This is a genomic window from Pseudoalteromonas sp. bablab_jr010, from assembly GCF_016464105.1.
Classification (GTDB): domain Bacteria; phylum Pseudomonadota; class Gammaproteobacteria; order Enterobacterales; family Alteromonadaceae; genus Pseudoalteromonas; species Pseudoalteromonas simplex.
This window is the reverse complement of the sequence record NZ_JACDWV010000066.1, coordinates 230,312-253,419: the sequence shown is the minus strand read 5'-3', so window position 1 is coordinate 253,419 and position 23,108 is coordinate 230,312. Positions and strand designations below refer to the sequence as shown.

Annotated in this window: 15 protein-coding genes; 7 read left to right on the top strand and 8 right to left on the bottom strand. The window is 42.5% G+C overall.

Translation table 11 applies throughout. The features are described 5' to 3' along the window. The first annotated feature begins 342 nt into the window (after window positions 1–342). Window positions 343–603 (top strand): hypothetical protein, encoded by a 261-nt coding sequence (locus JIG37_RS05170; protein ID WP_138600123.1) that lies wholly within the window; start codon window positions 343–345, stop codon window positions 601–603. Between the two features lie 197 nt (window positions 604–800). Beyond that, on the top strand, window positions 801–1,781 hold the full coding sequence (locus JIG37_RS05165; protein ID WP_199528850.1) for a WD40 repeat domain-containing protein: 981 nt from the start codon (window positions 801–803) through the stop codon (window positions 1,779–1,781). Window positions 1,782–1,830: 49 nt separating this feature from the next. Here JIG37_RS05165 and JIG37_RS05160 read toward each other — a convergent pair whose 3' ends face one another. Genes JIG37_RS05160 through JIG37_RS05140 form a run of 5 tightly spaced genes read right to left on the bottom strand, consistent with a single transcriptional unit; the run spans window position 1,831 to window position 6,929 of the window. Next, the gene (locus tag JIG37_RS05160) at window positions 1,831–2,688 is read right to left on the bottom strand and encodes an aminotransferase class IV (RefSeq protein ID WP_054553387.1); all 858 of its coding nucleotides are present in this window, start codon (window positions 2,686–2,688) and stop codon (window positions 1,831–1,833) included. A 2-nt stretch (window positions 2,689–2,690) separates the two neighbouring features. Next, window positions 2,691–3,554 (bottom strand): glutamate cyclase domain-containing protein, encoded by an 864-nt coding sequence (locus tag JIG37_RS05155; protein WP_199528849.1) that lies wholly within the window; start codon window positions 3,552–3,554, stop codon window positions 2,691–2,693. Continuing rightward, window positions 3,539–4,270 carry a 5-oxoprolinase subunit PxpA gene (locus tag JIG37_RS05150; protein ID WP_199528888.1) on the bottom strand — a complete coding sequence of 244 codons (732 nt, stop codon included), beginning with the start codon at window positions 4,268–4,270 and terminating at the stop codon, window positions 3,539–3,541. The genes JIG37_RS05155 and JIG37_RS05150 overlap by 16 nt, the downstream gene beginning before the upstream one ends. A 6-nt stretch (window positions 4,271–4,276) precedes the next feature. Next, on the bottom strand, window positions 4,277–5,074 hold the full coding sequence (locus JIG37_RS05145) for a putative hydro-lyase (RefSeq protein WP_199528848.1): 798 nt from the start codon (window positions 5,072–5,074) through the stop codon (window positions 4,277–4,279). A gap of 46 nt (window positions 5,075–5,120) precedes the next feature. Next, complete coding sequence (locus JIG37_RS05140) at window positions 5,121–6,929, bottom strand: glycoside hydrolase family 3 protein (protein ID WP_199528847.1); 1,809 nt, start codon at window positions 6,927–6,929, stop codon at window positions 5,121–5,123. A 350-nt stretch (window positions 6,930–7,279) separates the two neighbouring features. On the opposite strand from JIG37_RS05140, the gene JIG37_RS05135 reads away from it, so the two are divergent. Next, window positions 7,280–10,153, top strand: coding sequence for an FAD-binding and (Fe-S)-binding domain-containing protein (locus JIG37_RS05135; RefSeq protein WP_199528846.1), 2,874 nt, complete (start codon window positions 7,280–7,282; stop codon window positions 10,151–10,153). Window positions 10,154–10,203: 50 nt separating this feature from the next. On the opposite strand, the gene JIG37_RS05130 is transcribed toward JIG37_RS05135, so the two are convergent. After that, window positions 10,204–11,391: a heparan-alpha-glucosaminide N-acetyltransferase domain-containing protein gene (locus JIG37_RS05130; RefSeq protein WP_138619016.1), complete on the bottom strand. Its 1,188-nt coding sequence runs from the start codon at window positions 11,389–11,391 to the stop codon at window positions 10,204–10,206. 195 nt (window positions 11,392–11,586) lie between these two features. Here JIG37_RS05130 and JIG37_RS05125 point away from each other — a divergent pair, with 195 nt between their 5' ends. Both JIG37_RS05125 and JIG37_RS05120 read left to right on the top strand, forming a co-directional pair. Next, window positions 11,587–13,212 (top strand): sensor domain-containing diguanylate cyclase, encoded by a 1,626-nt coding sequence (locus JIG37_RS05125; protein ID WP_249364116.1) that lies wholly within the window; start codon window positions 11,587–11,589, stop codon window positions 13,210–13,212. Window positions 13,213–13,264: 52 nt separating this feature from the next. Continuing rightward, window positions 13,265–13,966 carry a M15 family metallopeptidase gene (locus JIG37_RS05120; protein ID WP_199528845.1) on the top strand — a complete coding sequence of 234 codons (702 nt, stop codon included), beginning with the start codon at window positions 13,265–13,267 and terminating at the stop codon, window positions 13,964–13,966. A 250-nt stretch (window positions 13,967–14,216) separates the two neighbouring features. Here the strand turns inward: JIG37_RS05120 and JIG37_RS05115 are convergent, their stop codons facing one another. Next, window positions 14,217–14,711, bottom strand: coding sequence for a hypothetical protein (locus JIG37_RS05115; protein WP_199528844.1), 495 nt, complete (start codon window positions 14,709–14,711; stop codon window positions 14,217–14,219). A gap of 127 nt (window positions 14,712–14,838) precedes the next feature. Between JIG37_RS05115 and JIG37_RS05110 the strand changes: the two genes are divergently transcribed. After that, a complete protein-coding gene (locus tag JIG37_RS05110) occupies window positions 14,839–18,843 on the top strand; it encodes a rhombosortase-dependent M36 family metallopeptidase (RefSeq protein ID WP_199528843.1) in 4,005 nt (1,334 codons plus the stop codon). Between the two features lie 324 nt (window positions 18,844–19,167). Here the strand turns inward: JIG37_RS05110 and JIG37_RS05105 are convergent, their stop codons facing one another. Continuing rightward, complete coding sequence (locus tag JIG37_RS05105; RefSeq protein ID WP_194441170.1) at window positions 19,168–21,333, bottom strand: M3 family metallopeptidase; 2,166 nt, start codon at window positions 21,331–21,333, stop codon at window positions 19,168–19,170. A gap of 432 nt (window positions 21,334–21,765) precedes the next feature. Between JIG37_RS05105 and JIG37_RS05100 the strand changes: the two genes are divergently transcribed. After that, a complete protein-coding gene (locus JIG37_RS05100) occupies window positions 21,766–23,097 on the top strand; it encodes a dihydroorotase (RefSeq protein ID WP_199528842.1) in 1,332 nt (443 codons plus the stop codon). Window positions 23,098–23,108 lie beyond the last annotated feature (11 nt).

The following is a 23,108-nucleotide window of genomic DNA, read 5'->3' as shown; positions in this document are numbered from 1 at the left end:
ATAAATTTCACGCCTACAAGAAAATTGTAGGGTAATCTTAAGCTGTGATTAGGAAGTTGTTGTTCGGCGCTAAAGCACCTCCTACCTCACATCTCGGTCCTCGCATTTCGCACCTCGAATCTCATACTTCGCATCTCGAATCTCGTACTTCGCACCTTAAAAACACACATCACAATACGGTTGTATTTATTTTAGGAAATAGTTGTCTTTTTCACTATTTATTGGTGGAAATATCAACTATGCTTTTGCGTGAATAATCCATTTTATTGATTTATATGAGGTTATATTGTTGGTTCGATAATTGCTCCAGTCTTTTTACCAACACTTTTAAAGGAAATAAAAATGAAAAATACACTAACGCTTACCCTTCTTGCTGTACTGCTTTTGGTTCTGTATTCACAGTTCACAGAATTAGCCTATAAATTTGGTTTTGCTGAGCTCAAACTAAATGCGGTTTTGGAAAACAGTGAACATATGAAAGTAAAGTGTGATGCATACTCACTAGGCTTTTTTGATGAAATAAAACTTCAAAATAAATTTCAAAAATGCATCAATGATTATGAAGCCAAAGGCTACGAAATCGTGAGCAGAACAGACCAATAATCGTTTCGAGTAAGCGCCATGCTCGCATGGCGCGCCGCTGCACCGCACAACTGCCAGCGCTTCGCGCGAAATAAATTTCACGCCTACAAAAACTGATGGCTGACGGCTGAAAGCTGACAGCTAGTTCCCCTACCAACTTCCGCTTATTTTCATTACACTGCGCCAATACAAAAATAATTATAAAATTGAGAATAATCATGACGTCGAAACTGTTTAAACCTCTGTGCTGTGTATTTGCACTGAGCCTTTTGGGCTGTGGGGGAGGTGAGGTGTTTACTGCCCCTGCTAGTAGTGAGTTTGCCCATGGCAATGAGTTACTAAGTGCCACGGCACTAACCGAGGATGCTAGTCACGCGTTAGTGGCAACCCAATCTGAGGTGTGCGTTTGGGATAATCAGTTAAAAGCGCGTCTATACGATTGTATAACAGGGCAGGGCGCTGAACATGTTGAGCTTGTGGGCTTTAGCGCTAACAAATCTCGTTTTTTCATTTCAAATCGATTATCGGTGACTTTATACGATACTCGCACTGGGCGTAGTATTGGTACTTGGCTCACCGGGCAAGAAATCGCAAGAGACATCGCTATTTCAGCCGTAGGCGATACCTTGGTTATCGCTTATCGTAGCGGCAAGGCTGAGGTAATAAATACTCGCACAGGTGATACTAAGCGTTTTGATATTCATCGCTTAGATATTAATAGCGTGGCGTTATCGGCTGATGGGCAGTGGGCGTTTACCGGCTCAAGCGACAAGTACGTTAAGCTTTGGTCAACAAGTGATGGCAGCACTCGCTTTGAAGAGCGTTTAGCGACTAGAGTGAATCACGTTACTTTAAATAAAACAGCAAGCTTGGGCTTTGCAATTGACTCGGTTGATGATCGTGTATTCTTTGATTTAGCCAATAAAAAAGAGTTATCAGAAGTGGCTTCATACTCTAACTTTATTGAGTTCACCGCATCGCAATTTATTAATCGAGATAAATGGCTATTAACTGGGTCGCCAAAAATGAAGATGCGTTTATATCGCGTTGCAGATGGTGAACTAATCGCTGAGTACGAAGCTAAACAACAGCGCCAGCGAACGTCAGTACTGAGTGTGGCTTACGATGGTAAGCAGCTATATTCAGAAACCAGTGACGGCCTATTGCAAGCTTGGCCTTATAAAGCAAATAAAAGCTAAAACAAAAACGCCTACTTGCAGTAGGCGTTTGTTTTTGAGTCCGATTAAATTAGTAATCAAACTTATGCTTGGTAAACAAGCTTTGCACTTGTTGCCAAACTGCACCAGGCTTACCATCGCCAACTAACTTGCCATTTACTTTTACAACTGGGCCAACTTCTTTAGTGGCGCTAGTGATCCATACTTCGTCGGCATCAAGTAACTCGTCTTTACTAATAATGCGCTCTTGCACTTTAAAGTTACTATAACTGTGAAGAATATTGAGGATTAACCAGCGGGTGATCCCCGGTAAAATTTGGTTATCAAGTGGTGGCGTACTGATCACACCATCTTTAACAATAAACACATTACTTGAACTAGCTTCGGTAATTTCTTCTAAGCGGTTAAATAGAATAGTTTCTTTGTTGCCCGCTGCTGCACCGTGCTGGTAATGGATCACGTTGCCAAGCAGTGCCGTTGATTTTATATGGCAGCGTTGCCAGCGACGGTCTTGCTCAAGCGATACAGTGTAAGTTGTTGCATTGTCGATATCGCCTTTTGGCTCTGCCGGAATTTCAAAAGCAAACGCGAATACGGTCGGGGTAATATTAGTTGGGTAACCGTGGGCTCGTTTAGTATCAGCGCCGCGGCTAACGTGCAAATAAATCCCTAGATTATCACCTTGGTTTTTCTCGCATAAATCATTACAGATTTTACGCCACGTATCGGCACTGTAATCGAGCTTAATTTCAAGTTCGTTTAAACCGTTATTCATACGCTCAATATGTGCGCCAAAGCCAAGCATTTTGCCTTGGTATGATGGGATCACTTCATAGATGCCATCGCCAAATAAGAAGCCGCGATCCATGGGTGAAATCTTTGCTTCATCAGCGCCAAGGTATTCACCGTTTAGGTATACCGTGCCCATTGTTAAACCTCATTCTCTGTCGTAAAGCCGCCAATTTGGCGAAGCCGAGTTATTAATTGTTGACCATGCATTGCATGCAGGCCGTCTTCGGTGAGCTCATTTTTATGGGTGACGCCATCGACACTACCGCGCTCACTTAGGTAATGTAAAATGTTGAGTGGCTCAATATCAGCCAACAAATCAGTGTTATGCCAGCGACTTAAAAAGGCAATGAGCCCGTATGCTGCCCAGTTAGATACATCGGCGAGTAACAGCTCATCACAGGTTGTTAAACAAGGAGTGATGTTTAGCGCTTGCATATGCTGTGCAAGGTTACCCATGCCTATTTCGTTACCGCCATCACCAATCGCTATGGTGGGGCAAGGTGCTTCTGTCACAAAAAAATCAAAGCAGCCGCAATGCTCCGAAATATCAATACCGCGCATATTATAATAACGCTGATGCTCGTTAAGCCCCGGGCGTTCTATTGATAAAACACACTCAGGTTTTAGCTGCTCAAGGGCTTTAATGCTAAAAGTGTGCGCATTATCAATGCTATTAATTGGCAGCTCAAAACAGTTAAAGTCATTTTTCAGGGCACTGTAAAGGGGGTTGCCAGTAACCAAAATAGGCTGTTTACCAAGCTTTTCGAGTACCTTGTAAAGTGCAATTGCACCAACCGGACCATCAGTCTCGAAGGTATTGTTGACCGCAAAGCCGGTACCTATCAACACAGTACCTTGTGCTTTATAAAGGTATTTTGCTGCGCGTAAATACGTCCCCGTTAGTTGTTTTGCGTATAAATGCTGCATACCACGTGGGTTTTGTTCAACCATCATGGTTTCAATGTGTTGGCTGAGCGCTGCGTCGCTTAGGCTTGCTGACATAGTGCTTTGATCTCTTGAATGAGCGCAATACCTGCTTCATTATCGCCGTGTACACATAGGCTGTCGGCATTGAGTGCCAGCTGCTGGCCACTTCGCGTTGTAACTGTGCCATGTTCAATTAACTGTTTAACCTGCGCTATTAGCGCCTGTTTGTCGTGTACACTGCCCGCTAAAGAACGTGAAACAAGCTTACCTTCGTCTGTGTATTGACGGTCGGCAAACGCTTCTAAAATGAGTTCTAGTTGCAGATCGTTGGCTTGTACTTTGTGTTTGGCAGCTTGGTTGGTAGCTAAAATCATTAATTTTAATGGTTTTGCATAACTTGCCACTGCGCGCATGACAATATTCAGCGTTTGCTCGTCACTCATCATGTCGTTATACAGTGCGCCATGTGGCTTAACGTATTCGAGCGTTAAACCATGCACTGCAGCCATACCGTCAATTGCAGCAATTTGATAATGCAGGCAATTGGTCAGCTCTTTTTCGCTCATAACCATTGAGCGGCGACCAAAACCTTGCTTATCTGGGTAACTTGGGTGCGCGCCAACCATTACTTTGTGCTGCTTGGCTAGGGCTAGGGTGTTTGCCATCACATCGGCATCGCCAGCATGAAAGCCACAAGCAATGTTTGCCATATCAATATGTGGCATAACTTGCTCGTCTAAGCCCATTTTCCACATACCGAAGCTTTCGCCAAGGTCGCAGTTTAATTTCATCGTCATTTATAACGCTGCCATTTTACTATTTGGAATATCAGTGATCAGCATGTGTCCTGGACTATGCGTGATACAAAAATCAGGAGCCGCGTTGGCAATCGCGACTTGTGGAGTAACACCACAGGCCCAAAATACGGGCACTTCGCCTTCTTTAATGGTCACCGCATCGCCAAACTCAGGTTTGTTAATATCTTTTATGCCAATTGCAGCAGGGTCGCCAAAATGCACTGGCGCACCATGTACATTTGGAAAGCGGCTGCAAATTTGGATAGCACGAATGGCATCGGCAGGTTTCATCGGGCGCATACTCACAACCATATTGGCGTGGAAAATTCCCGCACTCTGGCACGCCATATTAGTCACATACATAGGCACATTCTTTTGCTCGCTGATGTTTCTGATTTCAAGACCTGCGGCAATCAGCGCTTCTTCAAATGAGAACGAGCAACCAATTAAAAAGGTGACTAAATCGTCGCGCCAGTGACGGGTAATATCGGTTACTTCTTCAACCATTTGGCCATGTTTGAAGACGCGGTAACGAGGTAAATCGCTACGAATATCAATGTCTTCACCAACACTTGGCATATCGGCAACGCCCGGTAAGCGACTAGAGGCAATAATTGGGCACGATTTTGGGTTTGCTTGACTAAACTGCAAAAAATCAAACGCGTACTGTTTGGGTAAAATGACTAAATTAGCCTGCACAAAGCCCGGTGCAAAGCCCGATGTATTACCACTGTAATCTCCTGCGCGAACCATTTTTCGTATAGCTGCGGGAGTGGTTAATGATGCATTTTTTTGCATATACCGATCCTTACCAAATGCTTAACTGATAGTTTTACAATAACACTCAGTTCAGATCATTAATAGTAACGGGTAGCTGTCCTTTTGCAGGAGCTTTTCCTAGTAATACTTTTGCCAGTGCTGTGAAAGCTGGCCCTGCAATTTTCTCATCAGTATCTACATCAATATTGTAAGCATAAGTAGCAAGTACAGCGTCGCTAAATTTCCCGAATTGGGCAATATCGTAAGGGGCACGTAAGCTTACAAATATAGTCTTCTTATGGGCTAATTTTGCTTGTTTTAGCAATGACTCTAATGCCGCAGATTGGTCGGCTTTAGCAATTGCAAACTCCGGGTTGTCAGCTAAGTCATCCATCCCGCCGACTTCAACAGCACTTTGTTTTGGTGACGCATTGGCGGCAATGATTATATCCGCTTCGTTAATTTCTTTTAATGTTGCAAGCGGCTCATAACCTTGCAAACTTGTGCAGCTAAAGCTGATTAACTTATCGGTGGTGTCAATTAACGCCTGCTGCAGAGCATAGCATTTACGGGTATCTGGCATAATAATATGCACTTTGCTGTTCGATTTAATGCTAAGCGGTAAGGTGTTTTTCTCGTTTTTCACTTCAGTGATAGCAGCTAATGCTAATTCGGCTTCTACTTTTCTATGGCTTTGATCACCGAGTAAAAGCTGCGCTTTTTTGATGGCTGCTTTGTCATCAAGCAACGAAGTGAGCTTAAACTTTTCTTTAAGTTTTAAAATGCGTGTAGCAGAAGCACTTATTTCGTTGGCATTTAACGTGCCGCGTTGTACTTCTTGTTCTAATCGCTCAATCAGGGCTTCAAGCACAGCTAAGTCTTTAGGGCTTCTGATTTCGATTGGCATCAGAGCAATATCAACACCCGCTGCAAAGGTATTTACGACCGCTTCAATTGGTTCAAAAAAGTGGCTGATCCCCGCCATATCAAGAGCATCTGTGATCACCACACCTTGATAACCAAGTTCGTCACGTAATAAGTCGGTGATGATTTTGCGCGACATCGTTGCAGGCTTGATCATGGTTTTGCCTTCTTTACTGACAAACGTGCTGTCGTCGAGGGCGGGGTATTGGATATGTGCAGTCATGATCATACCCGGTTGTTGGTTTTTAATAATTTCTTTAAAAGGTGGTAAGTCTTGCAGCCAAATGGTTTCTTTATCATGCATTACTTTTGGCAGACCTGTGTGGCTATCTACATTGGTATCGCCATGCCCCGGAAAGTGCTTTAACGATGAAATAACGCCGTTGTTTTCAAACCCAGCTACTTGGGCACCACCTAGTTTTGCAACCAATTGCGGATCTTCACCGTAAGAGCGCACGTTAATAACGGGGTTATCTGGGTTCATGTTTACATCAACCGTGGGTGCATAGTTAACATTAACACCCAGTGCTAATAGCTCGTCGGCAATAATGCGGGCAGACTCAGTCGCGAAGTGGGTACCATGTTCTTTATAGGTCGCGCCAATCGACATGTTACCGGTAAACGATGTACCTACATCACGAGGAATACGGGCAACTCGGCCGCCCTCTTGGTCTATCGAAATAAACAGTGGTAAGCCTAACTCTGACTTAGCAGCGGCTTTTTGTAGGTCATTATTAAGTTTGATCACTTGCGGCACAGTATCGATATTTTCTGCAAATAAGATCACCCCACCAATGTTATGTTTAGTGATGATATTCGCTAAATCGGCCGGCAGCTCTGTCACCGGTGTACGGCATTTTTGCTCACCCGGGTCTTGCTCGCAGTAATAACGTAGGTCAAGCATGAGCTTTTGCCCTAACTGTTGTTTTAAAGTTAATGCAGACTCAGCAAATGATGATTGTAATGGCATGAAACATCCTAATCCGATAACCAGTGACGATAGTGCAAACTTATTTAACACAGCAAGCTCCAAAGCAAAACGCTTATTTAGTTTTTAGAATAAATTATTCTTGATGTTAATGGGTTTTTAAATATAAATACAGTATTTTTTTGCTACCCTAGCGGTTTTTGAGTCCGACTGCAAAAAGCTAAGTTAGATCACTAAATAGGGCTAACAAGCTTAAGTAACCAAACCTTTATACTGATGAAAAGCGTGGCAAGTTGATAATTTATCAATTTAATGGGTCGCTTTTTAGTACAATTTAAAGTAATAATATATTCCATATTCATCAGCGTAAATATGACAAGCCTGGGGGCGAGATGGCTTTTACTCGATTGCACGCATTTAAACAGCAAATTAAACCTTTTTTACCAGAGTCTGCATTAATAGAAGATTACTCGCGCCGTTATGCGTACGGGACAGACGCCAGCTTTTATCGATTAATCCCTGAATTAATTGTATTAGTGAGCAATCAAAATCAAGCACGGCAAGTGATCATTGCTGCCAACGAGCAACAGGTTCCCATTACTTTTCGCGCCGCTGGCACGAGTTTATCTGGGCAAGCAATTACCGATTCGGTATTAGTTTTATTGTGCGATAGTTGGAGCAAGTTTGAGATTATTGATGACGCCGAGGCAATCCGTTTACAACCGTCGATCATTGGTGCTCGAGTAAATCAAGTATTAGCCCCGTTTGGTAAAAAAATTGGCCCTGATCCCGCTTCAATTAATAGCTGCAAAATAGCCGGAATGGCGGCAAATAATTCATCGGGTATGTGTTGTGGGGTGGCGCAAAACAGCTACCACACAGTAAAAGATATGACCCTCATTTTTGCCGATGGCACTGTGCTAGATACGGCTGATAGCCAAAGCTGTAATGCCTTTTTACAAAGCCATAGTCTTTGGGTTGATGAGCTAATGAGCCTTGTTGATAGGGTAAAGCAAAACCCCGATTTGAGTGAGCGCATCGCCCATAAATACCGTTTAAAAAATACCACGGGTTATGGTTTAAATGCACTGCTGGATTTTTCTGATCCAATCGAAATCATTAAGCACTTAATTATCGGCTCTGAAGGCACCTTAGCTTTTATCGCCGATATCACTTACCACACCGTGGTTGAGCATAAGTACAAACACACAGGTTTCTTTATTTTTGACGATATCAGCAAGGTGTGTGAGCTGGTACAAAGGCTGAGTGAAGTTGATGTTGCGGCCGTTGAGCTGCTAGATAAACGTGCCCTGATGTCGGTATCTGAACACGCCATAATGCCAAAAGAAGTGGCCAGCTACCCAGAGCAATCAGCGGCACTGTTAATTGAGTTAAGAGCTGAAAATGCACAGGCTCTCGATGTGCTCACTAAGGTCACCGAACAACTTCTTGCTGAGTTTAAGCAAAGCCAACTGGCAGCGATTGAGTTTTCAGCAGACAGCGCCCGTAATGCGGCACTTTGGAATATCCGCAAAGGCACCTTTCCTGCTGTTGGCGCAGTGCGCGAAACTGGCACTACTGTGATTATTGAAGATGTTGCCTTTGCTCTTGATAAATTAGCTGAGGGCGTAAATGCGCTGCATCAATTATTTATCAAATATGGTTATGATGAAGCCATTATTTTTGGGCATGCCCTTGCCGGAAATCTGCATTTTGTATTCACCCAAGCTTTCGATACACCAGAGCAAGTAAGCCGATACGAGCAATTTATGGCTGATGTGGCGAACTTAGTGGCGGTTGAACTAAAAGGGTCATTAAAAGCTGAGCATGGTACTGGGCGTAACATGGCACCGTTTGTTGCCACCGAATGGGGAGACGATGGCTTTGCGGTGATGGTTGCGCTTAAAGCATTATTCGATAAACAAAATATTCTTAACCCTGGGGTTATTATAAATCACGACAAAAATGCTCACACTCAGCATTTAAAAGTCATGCCAAAAAGTGATGATATTATCGATACCTGTATTGAATGTGGTTTTTGCGAAGTTGTTTGCCCGTCAAAAGGGCTTAGCTTAACACCGAGGCAGCGTATTACTTTATGGCGACACCGCACCGAGTTACACAATCAATTGCTAACAACCGAAGATTTAGCAAGCAAGCAGAAGTTAAATCAAAAGCTCAGTGTTATCGAGGCCGACTTTAAATACTTAGGTATAGATTCATGCGCGGCAACGGGCCTTTGTGGCCTTAAATGCCCGGTGGGAATAAACACGGGCGAATTTATAAAATCGCTCAGAGCAGAGCAAGCCTCATCGAACAAAGTTGCGCGATCATTATCACGTTTTGCTAGCAAGCATTTTGCGGTTGTTGCTAAGGGTGCACGGTTTGGTTTAACTGTGATGCAGGTGCTCGAAAAAGCAATCGGCAGCAGTAACCTAAGAAGCCTAAGCAAGCCTGCCAATAAGTTGCTTGGTACACCGCTTTATTACTCGGCATGGCCAAGAGCTGAGCAACCAATTAATAAGCAATTCAAGCAGCTCCAACAAACGAAAAAGTTGGTGTATATGCCAAGCTGCGCCAGCCGGATTTTTGCCCCCGATAAGTTTGCGGATGATAAGCGCCCACTGCTAGATGTTATCTATTCACTCGCTGCCAAAGCAGGCTATGAAGTGCTACTTCCGCAACAAGTAGATTCACTTTGTTGCGGTATGCCATTTGCTAGTAAAGGCTTTAATGAAGAGTTTAAAAATAAAAGTAAGCAGTTACTTACTGAGCTCGAGGCGCTTTCAAATAATGGCCAATATCCCATTGTTTTTGATGCCAGCCCTTGTGCACTTACTACTCTTAATACCGCGCAAAATACGGCACTCACAATTTATGAAAGTGCTGATTTTGCAGCCCAACATTTACTGCCTAATTTGCAGGTAACCCCCGTGCAAGAGCCGGTGATGCTCCATGTTACTTGTAGTTCTAAGCGATTAGGTAAAGAGCAAAGCCTAGTATCACTTGCCAAGGCATGTAGTAATGAGGTGATTATTCCAGCTGATATTGAGTGTTGTGGTTTTGCAGGTGATAAGGGCTTTAACTTGCCAGAACTCAATGGCAATGCGTTAAAAACCCTTAAACAACAGGTACCAAAGAACTGTAATCGCGGCGTGTCTAATAGCCGTAGTTGCGAAATTGGTTTAACTGAACACAGTGGCATTAGTTATCAGTCAATTTTGTATCTACTCGATAAGCAAAGCCATGCAATAAAACAGGCTTAATTGCTAATTTGATGAGCCAGTTGCTGACTGGCTCATCTATTTTTTAAAGCTTACACTTTCCAAAAAATGCCTTTGCGGTAGCAGCCGTACATCACACCATAAGACACCATTAAAAACAGCAGTGAAAAGCTAAATGAAGCGAGGTGATCATTACTGATCACTAATTGTATTAAGCCATAAATACTGCCTTTTAAACTGCTATCGCCGAGCGGGATCATAATTAATAGCCGTGCAAACACGCCCGCAAACATAAAAAATAATATCGCATTCGCACCAAATACAATAAACGGAGCGCCCCAACTACGCAGCTTATAAATATCTAAAATAGCACTGCACAGTGCATAGAAAATCGCTGCAAGCCCTGAGCTGAGTAGCACATAGCTCGGCGTCCATAAGGCTTTATTGATAGGTGTTATTAGTGCAATCGCATAGCCAGCAATAACGGCTAATGTGCCCAGTAAGATAAGTGTACGGGCTTGTTTTTTAAGGTCGGGTTGCTTAGTTAAATAAACCGCAGCCAATATGCCGCTTAGCGCACTTGCAATGGCAGGCAGTGTTGAGAACAGTCCTTCAGGGTCAAATGGCAGTGGCTTAGCATTGGCATAATACAGGTGATGACTACCAAGTACGGTATTGTCTATGAAGGCACTTAAGTTATTGCCATGTAACCATAAACCACTCACTACCTCGCCGTTTGGCAAGGTATACGGGATATAAAGCATGGCGGCACCATAAAATAATAAAAGAGCGATGCAAGTAATGGCTATTTTCTTAGGTGATAAATAAAGATAACAACACAGAGCTACTAAATAGACCAAACCGATACGTTGCAGCACACCTAACACGCGCAGCTGTAATAACTTGTCATCAACCCAGCTAAAAGAAGGATCTCGAAAGTTGTAATAAAACAAGGCTAAAAACCAACCGAGAGCAATGAGTTTAATGGTACGAATAACCCCTGCTTTTAGTATGTGTTGATCACTGATCCCTTTAGCACGCAAGCTATTTACTGATAGCGTGATAGACATGCCGACAATAAAAATAAAAAACGGAAAAATTAAATCGGTAGGTGTCCAACCATGCCAGTCAGCATGCTTTAAAGGCCAATACATCGCTCCCCAGCTGCCAGGGTTATTCACTAATATCATGGCGGTAATAGTCAAACCGCGCATTACATCTAACGCCATCAGGCGGTGTGAAGGGAGTTTATTGATGATCGCAGAACTATGTTTAAACATGAAAAATTTCTATATTTTTTCTTTATTGTAATAAATTATTCCTTTTGGGCAAGTTTATTTGTCAATATAAATTTTGATTTTATTGCATCATCATTGAGCTAAATCAAATTATGACGAAAGTTTTATAGAGGCTGTAGTGATAAATTGCTAGTATAAATGTATTAGATGTACCCGATATGGACATTGGGCTTTGATGTGAGAATTACAGTGCTTAATGGTCTTAAGGCAGGTTTAAATCTGCGCCGCTTAATTTTATTATTAGCGTTTTCGGCAACGCTAATCACCTTTCTAAACAGTTATTACTCGAGCTATCAAGTTCAAAAGCAACAACTAATAGATAAAACGCTTGAAAATCACAAAGCTTACGCAGCTAAACTGGTATCGGCTACCGATAATTTTTTATTGGCGGCGCAGCAGCAACTGGCTTATGTAGGTAAAATTCTTGAAAATGACTTTAATAATCAAGGGTTGATAAATGCTGAAGCAGAACGATTGAGGTTACAAACTAACAGTTTTAACTCGACCATTATTGTTAATAAACAAGGTGATATCTTAGGGGTATCACCGCAATCCTTAAAACTTAAAAATCGCAAAGTTGATAGTTTTGGGACTAAAGCTGCGCTTTCTTATCGAACCCCGATGATCAGCGAACCGTATATTTCGATGGCGGGAAATTTGCTGATTTTTATTTCTCAGCCTTTATTTGATAAGCAAGGTGAATTCATTGGCTATGTCGGCGGTACATTATATTTGAAGCGCACAAGCATTCTAAACCAGCTTTTACAAGTTCACTATTATCGCGATGGTTCATATTTATATGTTGTTGATGAGAATCATCGCTTGCTTTATCACCCTGATACAAAAAGGATAGGGGAGCAAGTTTTTGAAAACCCTGTGATCAAGGCTGTTTTGAAAGGGCAAGCCGGAACTGAACTATTAAGTAATAGCAAAGGGGTTGAAATGTTGGCTGGCTTTGCTCCTTTAACCGTTGCTCCTTGGGGAGTCATTGCACAACGACCCCTTGAAGACACATTAGCACCGCTTGATAATTTAATGTGGCAAGTCTTCATAAAAACGGCGCCTGTGGGTGTCATCACTTTAATATTAATTTGGGTATTAGCTAGAAAAATAGCGAGCCCATTGAGGCAACTTGCTGAAACCGCAAATACGCTGGATAGGCCAACCACAACACGCGAGTTAATGCTAATCCGCTCATGGTATTTTGAAAGTAATGAGCTTAGAAAAGCAATGTTAAAGGGAGTTGGTTTATTACACAGTAAAATTGGTTTGTTACGTCAAGAAGCACAGACAGACTCACTAACAGGGTTACACAACCGTAGAAGCTTTGATGCGCAGTTAAGTCATTTTATTGCACAGCGCTGCCCGTTTGCAGTTTTGGCAATCGATATTGATCACTTTAAGCGGGTTAACGACGAGTTTGGGCATGATATTGGTGATGTGGTATTACAGTCGCTTGCTAAAATTTTGTTAGATGTAACTCGTGATAGCGACGTTGTTGCTCGTACTGGTGGAGAAGAATTTATTGTGATCATGCCAAGAGTTGAGGTCAAACGGGCGTATCAGCTTGCAGAGCGCTTGCGGATGCGGATATCTGAAAGCTACATTGACCCTGTTGGCTGCATTAATGTATCTATTGGTATATCTGGTTGGCCGATTGAGCAACTGAACATTGATGAAGTACTTAAGCTCGCTGACCAAGCCTTATATCAAGCTAAAAAAACGGGCCGCAATCGTTCTGTAGTTAATGCAAGTTATGGCCAAGATTTCACAACTATTTCTGAGTCTCCAATCTTGGAATAAGTTATTTAATGTGCAATAGTGAATGTTATTAAGTTATTTATGGAAAACCAAAATGGCATTCACTTTTTTGACTCGTTTACCTAAATCCATTTCCTTGTTAAGTATTGCTGTTATTTTAACAGGCAATGTTTATGCAGACTCAAGCGATGATAAACGTAGCGAATTTGTGGATGTTGGTGCTTTGCTACCTAATGCTGTGTTAGATATTCGTTATTTTGGCCATCACAACTTTGTTGGCAAACCAGTTGATGGTTACAACGCGCCAAAATGTTTATTGCACAACAGTGCTGCTACAGCCCTTAAAAAAGTGCAAGTAGCAGCGCAAACCCAAGGCCTGAGCTTGAAAATATATGATTGTTATCGCCCGCAGCGCGCTGTTGATCACTTTGTGCGTTGGGTAAATGATTTAGAAGATACCCGCACTAAAGCTGAGTTTTATCCAAACTTAGGCAAAGACAAACTGCTTGGTGATTACATCGCTGCTAAATCGGGTCACAGCCGTGGTTCAACGATTGATTTAACGTTAGTTGATGCAAAAGGCAAAGAGCTCGATATGGGCTCACCATTTGATATGTTCGACACTCTTTCTAACACCGACGACCCACGCATTAGTGCAGAGCAAAAAGCCAATCGATACAAATTAAAAAGCCTGATGACTGAGGCCGGCTTTGCGCCTTATTCAATGGAATGGTGGCATTTTACTTACAAACCGCAAGCATACCCCGCAACCTATTTTGATTTTGTGGTGGAGTAGGTAAAACAGCTTTCAGCTGTAAGTTTTAAGCCGAAAAGTGTTGTTTTTGAATGTTGAATCAGCTTGATTAAATGGCGTTGAATGTTAGACACGCCATGTAAGCATGACGCCTACGGTTTGATGTAGGCGTGAAACTTGTTTCACGCGTCTGACAGCTCCTTCTAGAACCTAGCGCATGATGACGCGGGATAAACCCGCTGCTACAGGCTGACAGCTTCTTCACGATGGGTTTCGCTGCGCTCTACCCAACCTACATCACCTCTTTTATCGGTGAATAATCAACTTTAATTTCAACAACATCGACATTGACATTTTGTTTAAAAGCGTTTTGCACTTTTAATAAATCAGTGTCTTTTTCAGCAAGGTAGCGGTAGCTTTTGTTGGTCATTTTTTTCAGCGCATATTGACTGCTAAGCTCTACCGGTAAGCTATTCTCTTTTAGCGTTAAGTAAATTGCACCCGTTGCAATGCCGCGCTCTTGCATTGCGTGATTAAAGACTTCTGTGCCCTTGGTTAAAGTAGGTGCATCAAAGGTAATTTTTTCGCCATTATTACTAAAAGCGTTCGTAAATTTTTGCTTGTTGATTTCGACTGATTTTTTAACATCTTTAACTGAGATTTGTTCTTTTTGTGGACTGGTTGTTGGTTGTTGTACTGTATCTTGCTCGCTTATTTCATTTTTTTGACAGCCAGTCATTAGAGCTAAAGTCAATATAATGAATTGTATTGTAAGTGTTTTTTTCATACCTCACCTGTTTTTTTGTTACTTTTTTTTACAATTAATTCTGTTTTTTAATTGTTCTATTAGGTACATTGGAATTGGTTATGATTGTTAACCGAAAATAAAAATATAACAATAGGGAACGTAAATAATGTCACAATTTAAAGTAACAGCAGTTGCTACTATGGTAACGGCTATTTTGGCATCATCTCAAGTACAGGCAAGCGAACAAACTCGTTTTTATAATACTTCAAGCGTTAGCTCACAAGTGCAATTCAACCCCCAAGTATCTCAACAACGTGCATTAGCTGAGCGAAGAACTGTTTCGGGTCACAAATCAATTTTCGATGAGCAGTTAGGTAAAGCTACGTTCTTATGGAAAGCAGTTGGTCAAGCTAAACCTGATATGGCGATGGTGCTTCCTGAGCAACGTAATGCCTATGCTGCAGATTTTTATTTAAATGCCTTAACGGGTGTTAGCACTGCGAAAAAAGGTTTTTCAAGTGCTGTATTAACAGATTTATCTGAGCAAAAACTTGGCTCAATCACAGCTAAATACAAGCAAAAAGTACTCGGCGTTGAAGTTTTCAACCGTGAATATAACCTGATTATGGACAAAGAGCATAATTTAGTTGCTGGCTCTGGGTATTTCGCAAATAAAGTGACGAGTTCAGTTGCTCCTCTAGGTGAGTTCACAAGTGCTGAGCAAAGCATTAAACGTGCAATTAAAGAACTTGCTGATATCAATGTGTCTTTAACTAAATCAACTGAGCAAGGCGACTATGTTAAGTACACTGTGTCTAACCAAAACGGTGACAAAGTTGTATTAGGACAGCCACGTGCTAAGAAAGTATTCTTTGAAGTAGCGGGTGAGCTGCAATCTGCATACTATGTTGAAGTAGAAGTTGCTGATAAAAACAGCCTAGAAAGCGATTACTTCAGCTACGTTATTGGTGCGCAAAACAGCAAAGTTTATTTCAAGAAAGACTTAAAAGCACACGCGGCAGACTTTAACTACCGTGTATGGGCTGACGAAGATGGTTACCCGTGGGAAGGTCCACACGGTGACGTGATCCCAGCTGATGGCCCAGATCAAATTGATGAAACTGAAATCCTAGATGCACCACTTGTAAGCCTGTCTTACTACAAAAAATTAAGCACGATGGATCCATGGCTTGCTGATGATGCTACAACAACATCAGGTAATAACGTATTTGCTTATGCTGATGTTATCGCACCACAAGGTTTTACAGAAGGTGACTTCACAGCTGAAACCACATCAGATTACACATTTGACTACCCTTATCAAGTTGATCAAGTAGCAAACAGCTACGACAACCGTAAAGCAGCTATCGTTAACTTGTTCTATATGAACAACTTCTTACACGATTTCTTCTATGACCATGGTTTTGACGAAACATCAAATGTTGCGCAAGTATCAAACTACGGCCGTGGTGGTGTAGAAGGCGACCCTATCGAAGCGCAAGCGCAAGATAATAGCGGTTTAAATAACGCTAATATGGCAACCCCTGCTGACGGTGCAAGCCCACGCATGCAAATGTATTTATACAACTCGAAAGATGCGAAAGTGGGTGTAGATTTTGGTGTGGTTGTTACATCTGACGAATCAATTGGTCTTCTAGAGTCTTCTAAAGTATCAGGCTTTGGTCAAATGCAATTTGCTGATATCGCAGGCGAAGTTGTTCGTCTAGTTGATGGCGATGATGCCGATTCTGGTAGCGTAACAGATGGTTGTCAACCAGCAACAAATGCAGCTGAACTTGCTGGCAAAATTGCGCTAGTTGATCGTGGCTCTTGTAACTTCACAGCAAAAGTACTACACGCTCAAGAAGCGGGTGCAATTGGTGCAATCGTTGTAAACAACAACCCTGATACAGATGAACCAGCGCCGATGGGCGGTGAAGATGATGCCGTTATCATTCCTAACATGGGTCTGAACTATGCTGACGGTCACGCACTTTACGATGGTATCGCTGCAGGCGACACTGTTACTGTGAACATGTTCAACAAAGCAACGTTAAAAGACGGTACGCTAGATAACGGTATTATTGCTCACGAATGGGGTCACTACATCAGTAACCGTTTAGTGGGTAACTCATCAGGTCTTATCAACTTCCAAGGCCGTGCGATGGGTGAAGGTTGGGGTGATTTCCACTCACTTATGTTCATTGCTAAAGCTGATGACATTAACATTCCAGGTAACGACAAGTTCCAAAAAGCCTACGGTAGCGGTACTTTCGTAGAAGATTTCTACTACGGTATCCGTCGTGTTCCATATTCAACTAATATGGAAGTAAACCCGCTGTCTTTCCGTCACATTACTGAAAATGAAGGTGCTGATGTAGGCATTGCACCAACAAGTGTTGCATCACCACACGCAGCAGGTGAAATTTGGGCAACTATGCTTTGGGAAAGCTATGTAGCACTTATCAACGAGCACGGCTTTGAAGACGCACAAAACCGCATGGCTAACTACTTAGTTGCTGGTTACAAGCTAACTCCTGTTGCTCCGCTATACACAGAAGCACGTGATGCTATCTTAGCTGCAGCGTACGCAGTTGATCCTGAGGATTACAAACTAATCTTAGGTGCATTTGCTAAGCGTGGTATGGGCTTAGGTGCTGTAGCACCAGAGCGTTTCAGCGAAGATTTAACCGGTGTTGTTGAATCAGACAAAATGAAACTTGCTAGCTTCACATTGAAAGATGTGGCAATGAATGCAAACTACAACGGTGCTGAATTAGGTTATTGTTCAAACGATAACGTGCTAGATAAAGGTGAAACAGGCACATTAACTGTTAGCATCATGAACACAGGTAGTGAAGTACTAACGGGTACACAAGCACAGTTAACAGTTGTTAGTGGTCACGATGTAACGTTCGAAAATGATGGTTTAATTACATTCGACGATACAAACCCGTATGCTTCACAAACAAGCGCGCCTATCACGTTTACGCTAAATGATGCAGGCACTGCTGATACACTTGAAATCGAAGTGTCATTCCCTGAACTGTCTGCTGATGACGAAATTGTTGAAGCAGCAACCGATAAAGTATCTTATCTTGTGAACATGGACTTTGAAGATAAAGCACCAGTTAGTTCACAAACTGCTGACGATATGGAAATTGCAGGTGCATCATTACGTGACTGGAAAGAAAACGTAATGACAGGTGATGACCTAGCCGTTGGCACGCAAAGCATGGCAAAAGGTGGTTACGTTCCATTTTTTGATAGCTTTGGGTTTGGTCTTGGCGAGCAAACCATGTACCTAAATAATAATGACTTCCAGTCTGATGTTGCAATCGAATCAAGAGAGTTTGATATCGGTTTTGCGGGTGACTTTGAAGTTTCATTCTGGCACTTCTACCTAATCGAAAACGAGTGGGATGGTGGTGTTGTAGAAATCAGCGTAAACGGCGGTAACTGGGTTGATGTTACTGAAATGGGCGGTACATTTGATGTTGGTTACGATGGCCCTCTAATCGAAAACGACGCGCAAGCACTACAAGATCGCGATACCTTCACAGGTAACAATGTTGATGAAAACGATGTGTATGGTAACTACGAAACAATTCGTTTCGGAACTGAACTAAACGGTAACCGTGCCAAGCTTCGTTTCCGTATTTCATCTGATAATGCCGTTAGTAGCTTTGGCTGGTGGATTGATAACGTAACTGTGAGCAATGTAACGACACCAATCTTCTCAAACGTGATTGCTGGTGATACATTCGCTTGTGATAATGCACTACCATTACTTTCGGTATCAGGTGATGCGACAGTGTCTGAGTCAGCTTCAGGCACATTAACAGCAACAGCGTCAGACCGTAACAGTGATGACACACTAAGCTATGCATGGACGCAACTAAGCGGCACAACTGCAACACTTACAGGTGCTGATACTGCGACTCTAGGCTTCACGCCTGGTGCTATCTCAAGTGATGACGAGTTAGTATTTGAAGTAACAGTGAGCGATGGTACAGACTCTGTATCTGAGCAGTTCACTGTTGCCGTAACTAACGAAGCTGAACAAGAAGAAAGTAATGAAGAGAAGAAATCTAGTAGCGGTAGCTTTGGTTTCTTAACACTACTACTTGCACCACTAGCGCTTATCGGCCGTCGCCGTAAACGTAAATAAGACTTTTAAATAGTGATAACAAAGCCCTTACAGTTCGCTGTAAGGGCTTTTTTGTTTATAAGTTAGCGAGAGTAAAGTTAGCGAGGGGAAAGTTAGCAGCGACTTTACATCGCGTCCTAGAGCCCAGAACCTAGCACCTTTTCGTAGGCGTGAAACTTGTTTCGCGCGTCTGACCGCTGATAGCTGAAGGCTGACAGCTTCTTAATGTTGGGTTTCGCTGCGCTCTACCCAACCTACGTGGAGAGTCAACAGGTTGAATGCTGTGGGGTTATAAACACTCGATAACCCCACACTTCTGACTTACAGCTTAAAGCTTAAGGTCAGCTATTGAACGGTTGCTTTTAGGCCGCGGCGTTTTAATAATGCTGATGTGTCTGGCTCTTGACCGCGGAATGCTTTGTACGATTCCATTAGGTCACGTGAGTTACCGACTTCTAAAATTTCTTTACGGTATTTATCACCGATTTCACGTTTTAGACCGCCTTGCTCTTGAACAAAGGCAAAGGCGTCTGCCGCTAAGATTTCACTCCACATATAAGCATAGTAACCCGCTGAGTAACCGCCGCCCATTGAGTGTGAGAAGAAGGCTGACTTATAACGAGGTGGTACAAATGCTACATCAACTCCATGTTTTGCAAGCGCTTGTTGCTCAAACTTTTCAATGTCTTGTAAAGGAGCATCAGCTGAGAGTGAATGCCATTCCATATCAAGTAGTGCAGCAGCAACGTATTCTAGGGTATCAAAACCTTGGTTGAAGCTACGTGATTGAATTACTTTTTTCAGTAGCTCATCAGGAATTGGCTCGCCAGTTTTATGGTGTTTTGCATAGTTAGCGATAACTTCAGGGTACATGGCCCAATCTTCTTCAAATGTTGATGGGAACTCAACGAAGTCGCGTGATACTGAGGTGCCAGATAGAGTAGGATACTTCACGTTTGAGAACATGCCGTGTAAGCCATGGCCTAGCTCGTGGAAGATCGTTGTTGCTTCATCATAACTGATAAGCGTAGGTTCGCCATTCGCGCCTTTTTGAATGTTCATTACGTTTACGACAACTGGCTTTTGTTCCTTTAGGCCAGATTGTTTAACGAAAGAAGTCATCCATGCACCACCACGTTTACCTTCACGCGCGAAGTAGTCAGCAAAGAAAATGGCTAAGCTTTTACCATTTTCATCAAATAACTCATAGGCTTTTACATCCGGGTGATAAACCGGAATATCGTTACGTGGTTTAAAGGTGATACCGTATAAACGGTTCATGGTGAAGAATACGCCGTCTTCTAAAACACGGTTGAACTCGAAATATTCTTTCACTGCATTTTCGTCAAGGTTGTATTTATCTTTACGCACTTGCTCTGCGTAGAATAACCAATCCCATGGCTGTAATTTGAATTGCTCACCTGACTCATCAATCTTAGCTTGAATTGCAGCGGCCTCAGCGTTGACGTTCTGCATTAATGCAGGGATCATACTCGCAAACATATCAAATACAGCTTGTGGTTTTTTCGCCATTTGCGACTCTAAACCAAAATCAGCCCAGCTATCGTAACCTAATAGTTTCGCTTTTTGAGCACGTAAGTGAGCAAGTTCTGCCACGATATCACGGTTACTATTTTCGCCCGATAATGCACGCTCAGCTGATGCACGCCATACTTTTTCACGTAAATCGCGGTTTTTCAGTGTTGCCAGAATAGGCTGACGCGTGGTGTTTGTGATCTTAATTAGGTATTTGCCTGGATGGCCAGCTTCTGCAGCGGCATTGGTAAGCTGCTCAATTTGACCTGCTGGTAAGCCCTCAAGCTCTGCTTTGTCATCCACTAAAACAACATTTGTTTTAGTCAGCGCTAATAAGTTTTGTGAGAACTGAGTTGTTAAGCTCGAGTGCTTTGTATTGATATCACGAATTTGTTGTTTTTGCTCTGCACTTAATTTTGCACCAGCACGCACAAAACGTTTGTAGTAAACGTCTAATAAACGCTTTTCTTCAGCAGTTAAGGCAAGGCTGTCAGCTTCGCTGTGAATAGCCGCTACTTTCTCAAAAAGTGCTTTATTTAAGAAAATGTTGTCGCTATGAGCCGCTAGTTTTGGCGCTAACTCTTTTTGTAATTCACGACGTGCCGGGTTTGAATCCGTACCCGCTAAGTTATAAAAAATACTGCGTGTGCGTGTTAATAGCTCACCACTTTTCTCAAGCGCAACAATCGTATTGGCAAAATCAGGCTTTGCTGGATTGTTGATAATAGCTTGCACTTCAGCCATTTGCTCAGACATGCCTTTATTAAATGCCGGCATGAAATGTTCATCTTTAATCGCACTGAAATCAGGCGTTTCGTATTGTAATACGCTTTTCACAAACAGTGGGTTAGCTTGCTCATTTGCAGCAACAGGCGCTGATTGCTCTGATTTAGGCGTTGATGTTGTTGTTTGCGGTTCTGAACAGGCTGTGAGTAACAGCGCAGAACTGATCGCGGTTGCGATTAGGTGTTTCATAGTTTTTCTCTTGTCATTTTTAAAATTAAATTGTGTCGATATAACCTTGCACATACGTTTTATAAGCTCTTGATTTGCATAGCGGTTAAAACGAATTACAAAAAGTGCTACAAAAAAGCACTTATATGAGGCAGGTATCACCATGTGATCAATGAGCCCAGCATACTGTGTCTTATTACAATTGACCTCATACGTTGCGATAAGGTGATTATTGGCTGCGATAAGCCGTTAAAATTCTCTAAGATCGGAAAGCCACTTATAACTTTACAGCTTAAATAGCTCGACCCAATTGATCTTTTTGACTCATAACAGTGTCCAAATAAAAACTTTGTGGTATGTTATATTGTAACAATTTAGTCTGCAATCAATCTTGCCATGGAGTGCATTTTTTTACGATAAGTTGCAAATGTTGCTGAATAAGCAAGGAGTCATATGGCTATCATAATCAAACACGCCTGCGTTGTTAATGAAGGACAGCGCGAATTAAACGATGTACGAATTGTTGGTAATCGAATCGCTGAAATTGCCAAAGATATCAGTGCCAAGGCCAATGATGAGGTAATTGATGCAAGCGGTCTGTTGCTATTACCAGGCATGATCGACGATCAAGTTCATTTTAGAGAGCCAGGCCTTACTCACAAAGGCACGATTGCCAGTGAATCTGCCGCTGCAGTGGCCGGTGGCATTACAAGTTTTATGGAAATGCCCAATGTCTCACCTTCGACTACCACGGCAAAAGCACTTGCAGATAAATACGCGATAGCGGCGCAAACGAGCGCTGCGAATTATGCGTTTTACTTTGGCGCAACCCCAGACAACCTTGATGAAATTAAAGCTCTTGATGCTAAAAATGTATGCGGCGTTAAAGTGTTTATGGGAGCATCAACAGGTGATTTACTGGTTGAACACCCACATGCTCTAGAGGCCATTTTTCGGGAAAGCCCAGTACTCATTGCAACCCATTGCGAGCAAGGGGAGGTTATTCAACAAAACCAGCGCCGAATAGAAAAACGCTATGGTGAGTTACGAATAGAACATCACCCGTTAATTCGTGATGAGTTAGCGTGTTACGCATCATCATCGTACGCCGTATCGCTGGCAAAACGCTATGGCTCGCAGCTGCATGTTTTACACCTTACAACAGCAAAAGAGCTAGAGCTATTTAGTAACGCACCTATAGAGCAAAAACACATAACCGCCGAAGCTTGTGTGCATCATTTGTGGTTTAACCAAGATGATTACACATACTATGGCAATCAAATTAAATGTAACCCTGCCATAAAATCTGAGCAAGATCGCCAAGCGCTACTCGCAGCAGTACGCGATGGTCGCATTGATATTATTGCCACCGATCATGCACCTCATACTTGGCAAGAAAAGCAGCAACAATACAGCGCTGCACCAGCTGGCCTCCCGCTCGTCGAGCATGCATTACTATCGTTACTTGAGCAGGTAAAACGTGGTGCGTTGAGCCTAGAGCAAGTCGTTGAAAAAACAGCGCATAACGTGGCAAAGCGATTTGCTATCGAAGATCGAGGGTTTATCAGAGAAGGTTATTTTGCAGATTTAGTCCTGGTTGACCCAAGCGCAGAAAAGCACGTTGAGCACACAAACACACATTACTTATGCCAATGGACCCCTTTCAATGGCACTACTTTTTCACACCGAATAACACATACCTTTATAAATGGTGAGTGTGTCTTTGATGGACAGCACGTAACCCCGCACAAGCAGGCCGCTAAGGCCTTAACATTCAATCGTTAAAAGAAGTTGAT

Coding starts and splice junctions, on each gene's coding strand:
- JIG37_RS05170 (WP_138600123.1), top strand. CDS start 343: ATGAAAAATACACTAACGCTTACCCTTCTTGCTGTACTGCTTTTGGTT.
- JIG37_RS05165 (WP_199528850.1), top strand. CDS start 801: ATGACGTCGAAACTGTTTAAACCTCTGTGCTGTGTATTTGCACTGAGC.
- JIG37_RS05160 (WP_054553387.1), bottom strand. CDS start 2,688: ATGGGCACGGTATACCTAAACGGTGAATACCTTGGCGCTGATGAAGCA.
- JIG37_RS05155 (WP_199528849.1), bottom strand. CDS start 3,554: ATGTCAGCAAGCCTAAGCGACGCAGCGCTCAGCCAACACATTGAAACC.
- JIG37_RS05150 (WP_199528888.1), bottom strand. CDS start 4,270: ATGAAATTAAACTGCGACCTTGGCGAAAGCTTCGGTATGTGGAAAATG.
- JIG37_RS05145 (WP_199528848.1), bottom strand. CDS start 5,074: ATGCAAAAAAATGCATCATTAACCACTCCCGCAGCTATACGAAAAATG.
- JIG37_RS05140 (WP_199528847.1), bottom strand. CDS start 6,929: ATGCCATTACAATCATCATTTGCTGAGTCTGCATTAACTTTAAAACAA.
- JIG37_RS05135 (WP_199528846.1), top strand. CDS start 7,280: ATGGCTTTTACTCGATTGCACGCATTTAAACAGCAAATTAAACCTTTT.
- JIG37_RS05130 (WP_138619016.1), bottom strand. CDS start 11,391: ATGTTTAAACATAGTTCTGCGATCATCAATAAACTCCCTTCACACCGC.
- JIG37_RS05120 (WP_199528845.1), top strand. CDS start 13,265: ATGGCATTCACTTTTTTGACTCGTTTACCTAAATCCATTTCCTTGTTA.
- JIG37_RS05115 (WP_199528844.1), bottom strand. CDS start 14,711: ATGAAAAAAACACTTACAATACAATTCATTATATTGACTTTAGCTCTA.
- JIG37_RS05110 (WP_199528843.1), top strand. CDS start 14,839: ATGTCACAATTTAAAGTAACAGCAGTTGCTACTATGGTAACGGCTATT.
- JIG37_RS05105 (WP_194441170.1), bottom strand. CDS start 21,333: ATGAAACACCTAATCGCAACCGCGATCAGTTCTGCGCTGTTACTCACA.
- JIG37_RS05100 (WP_199528842.1), top strand. CDS start 21,766: ATGGCTATCATAATCAAACACGCCTGCGTTGTTAATGAAGGACAGCGC.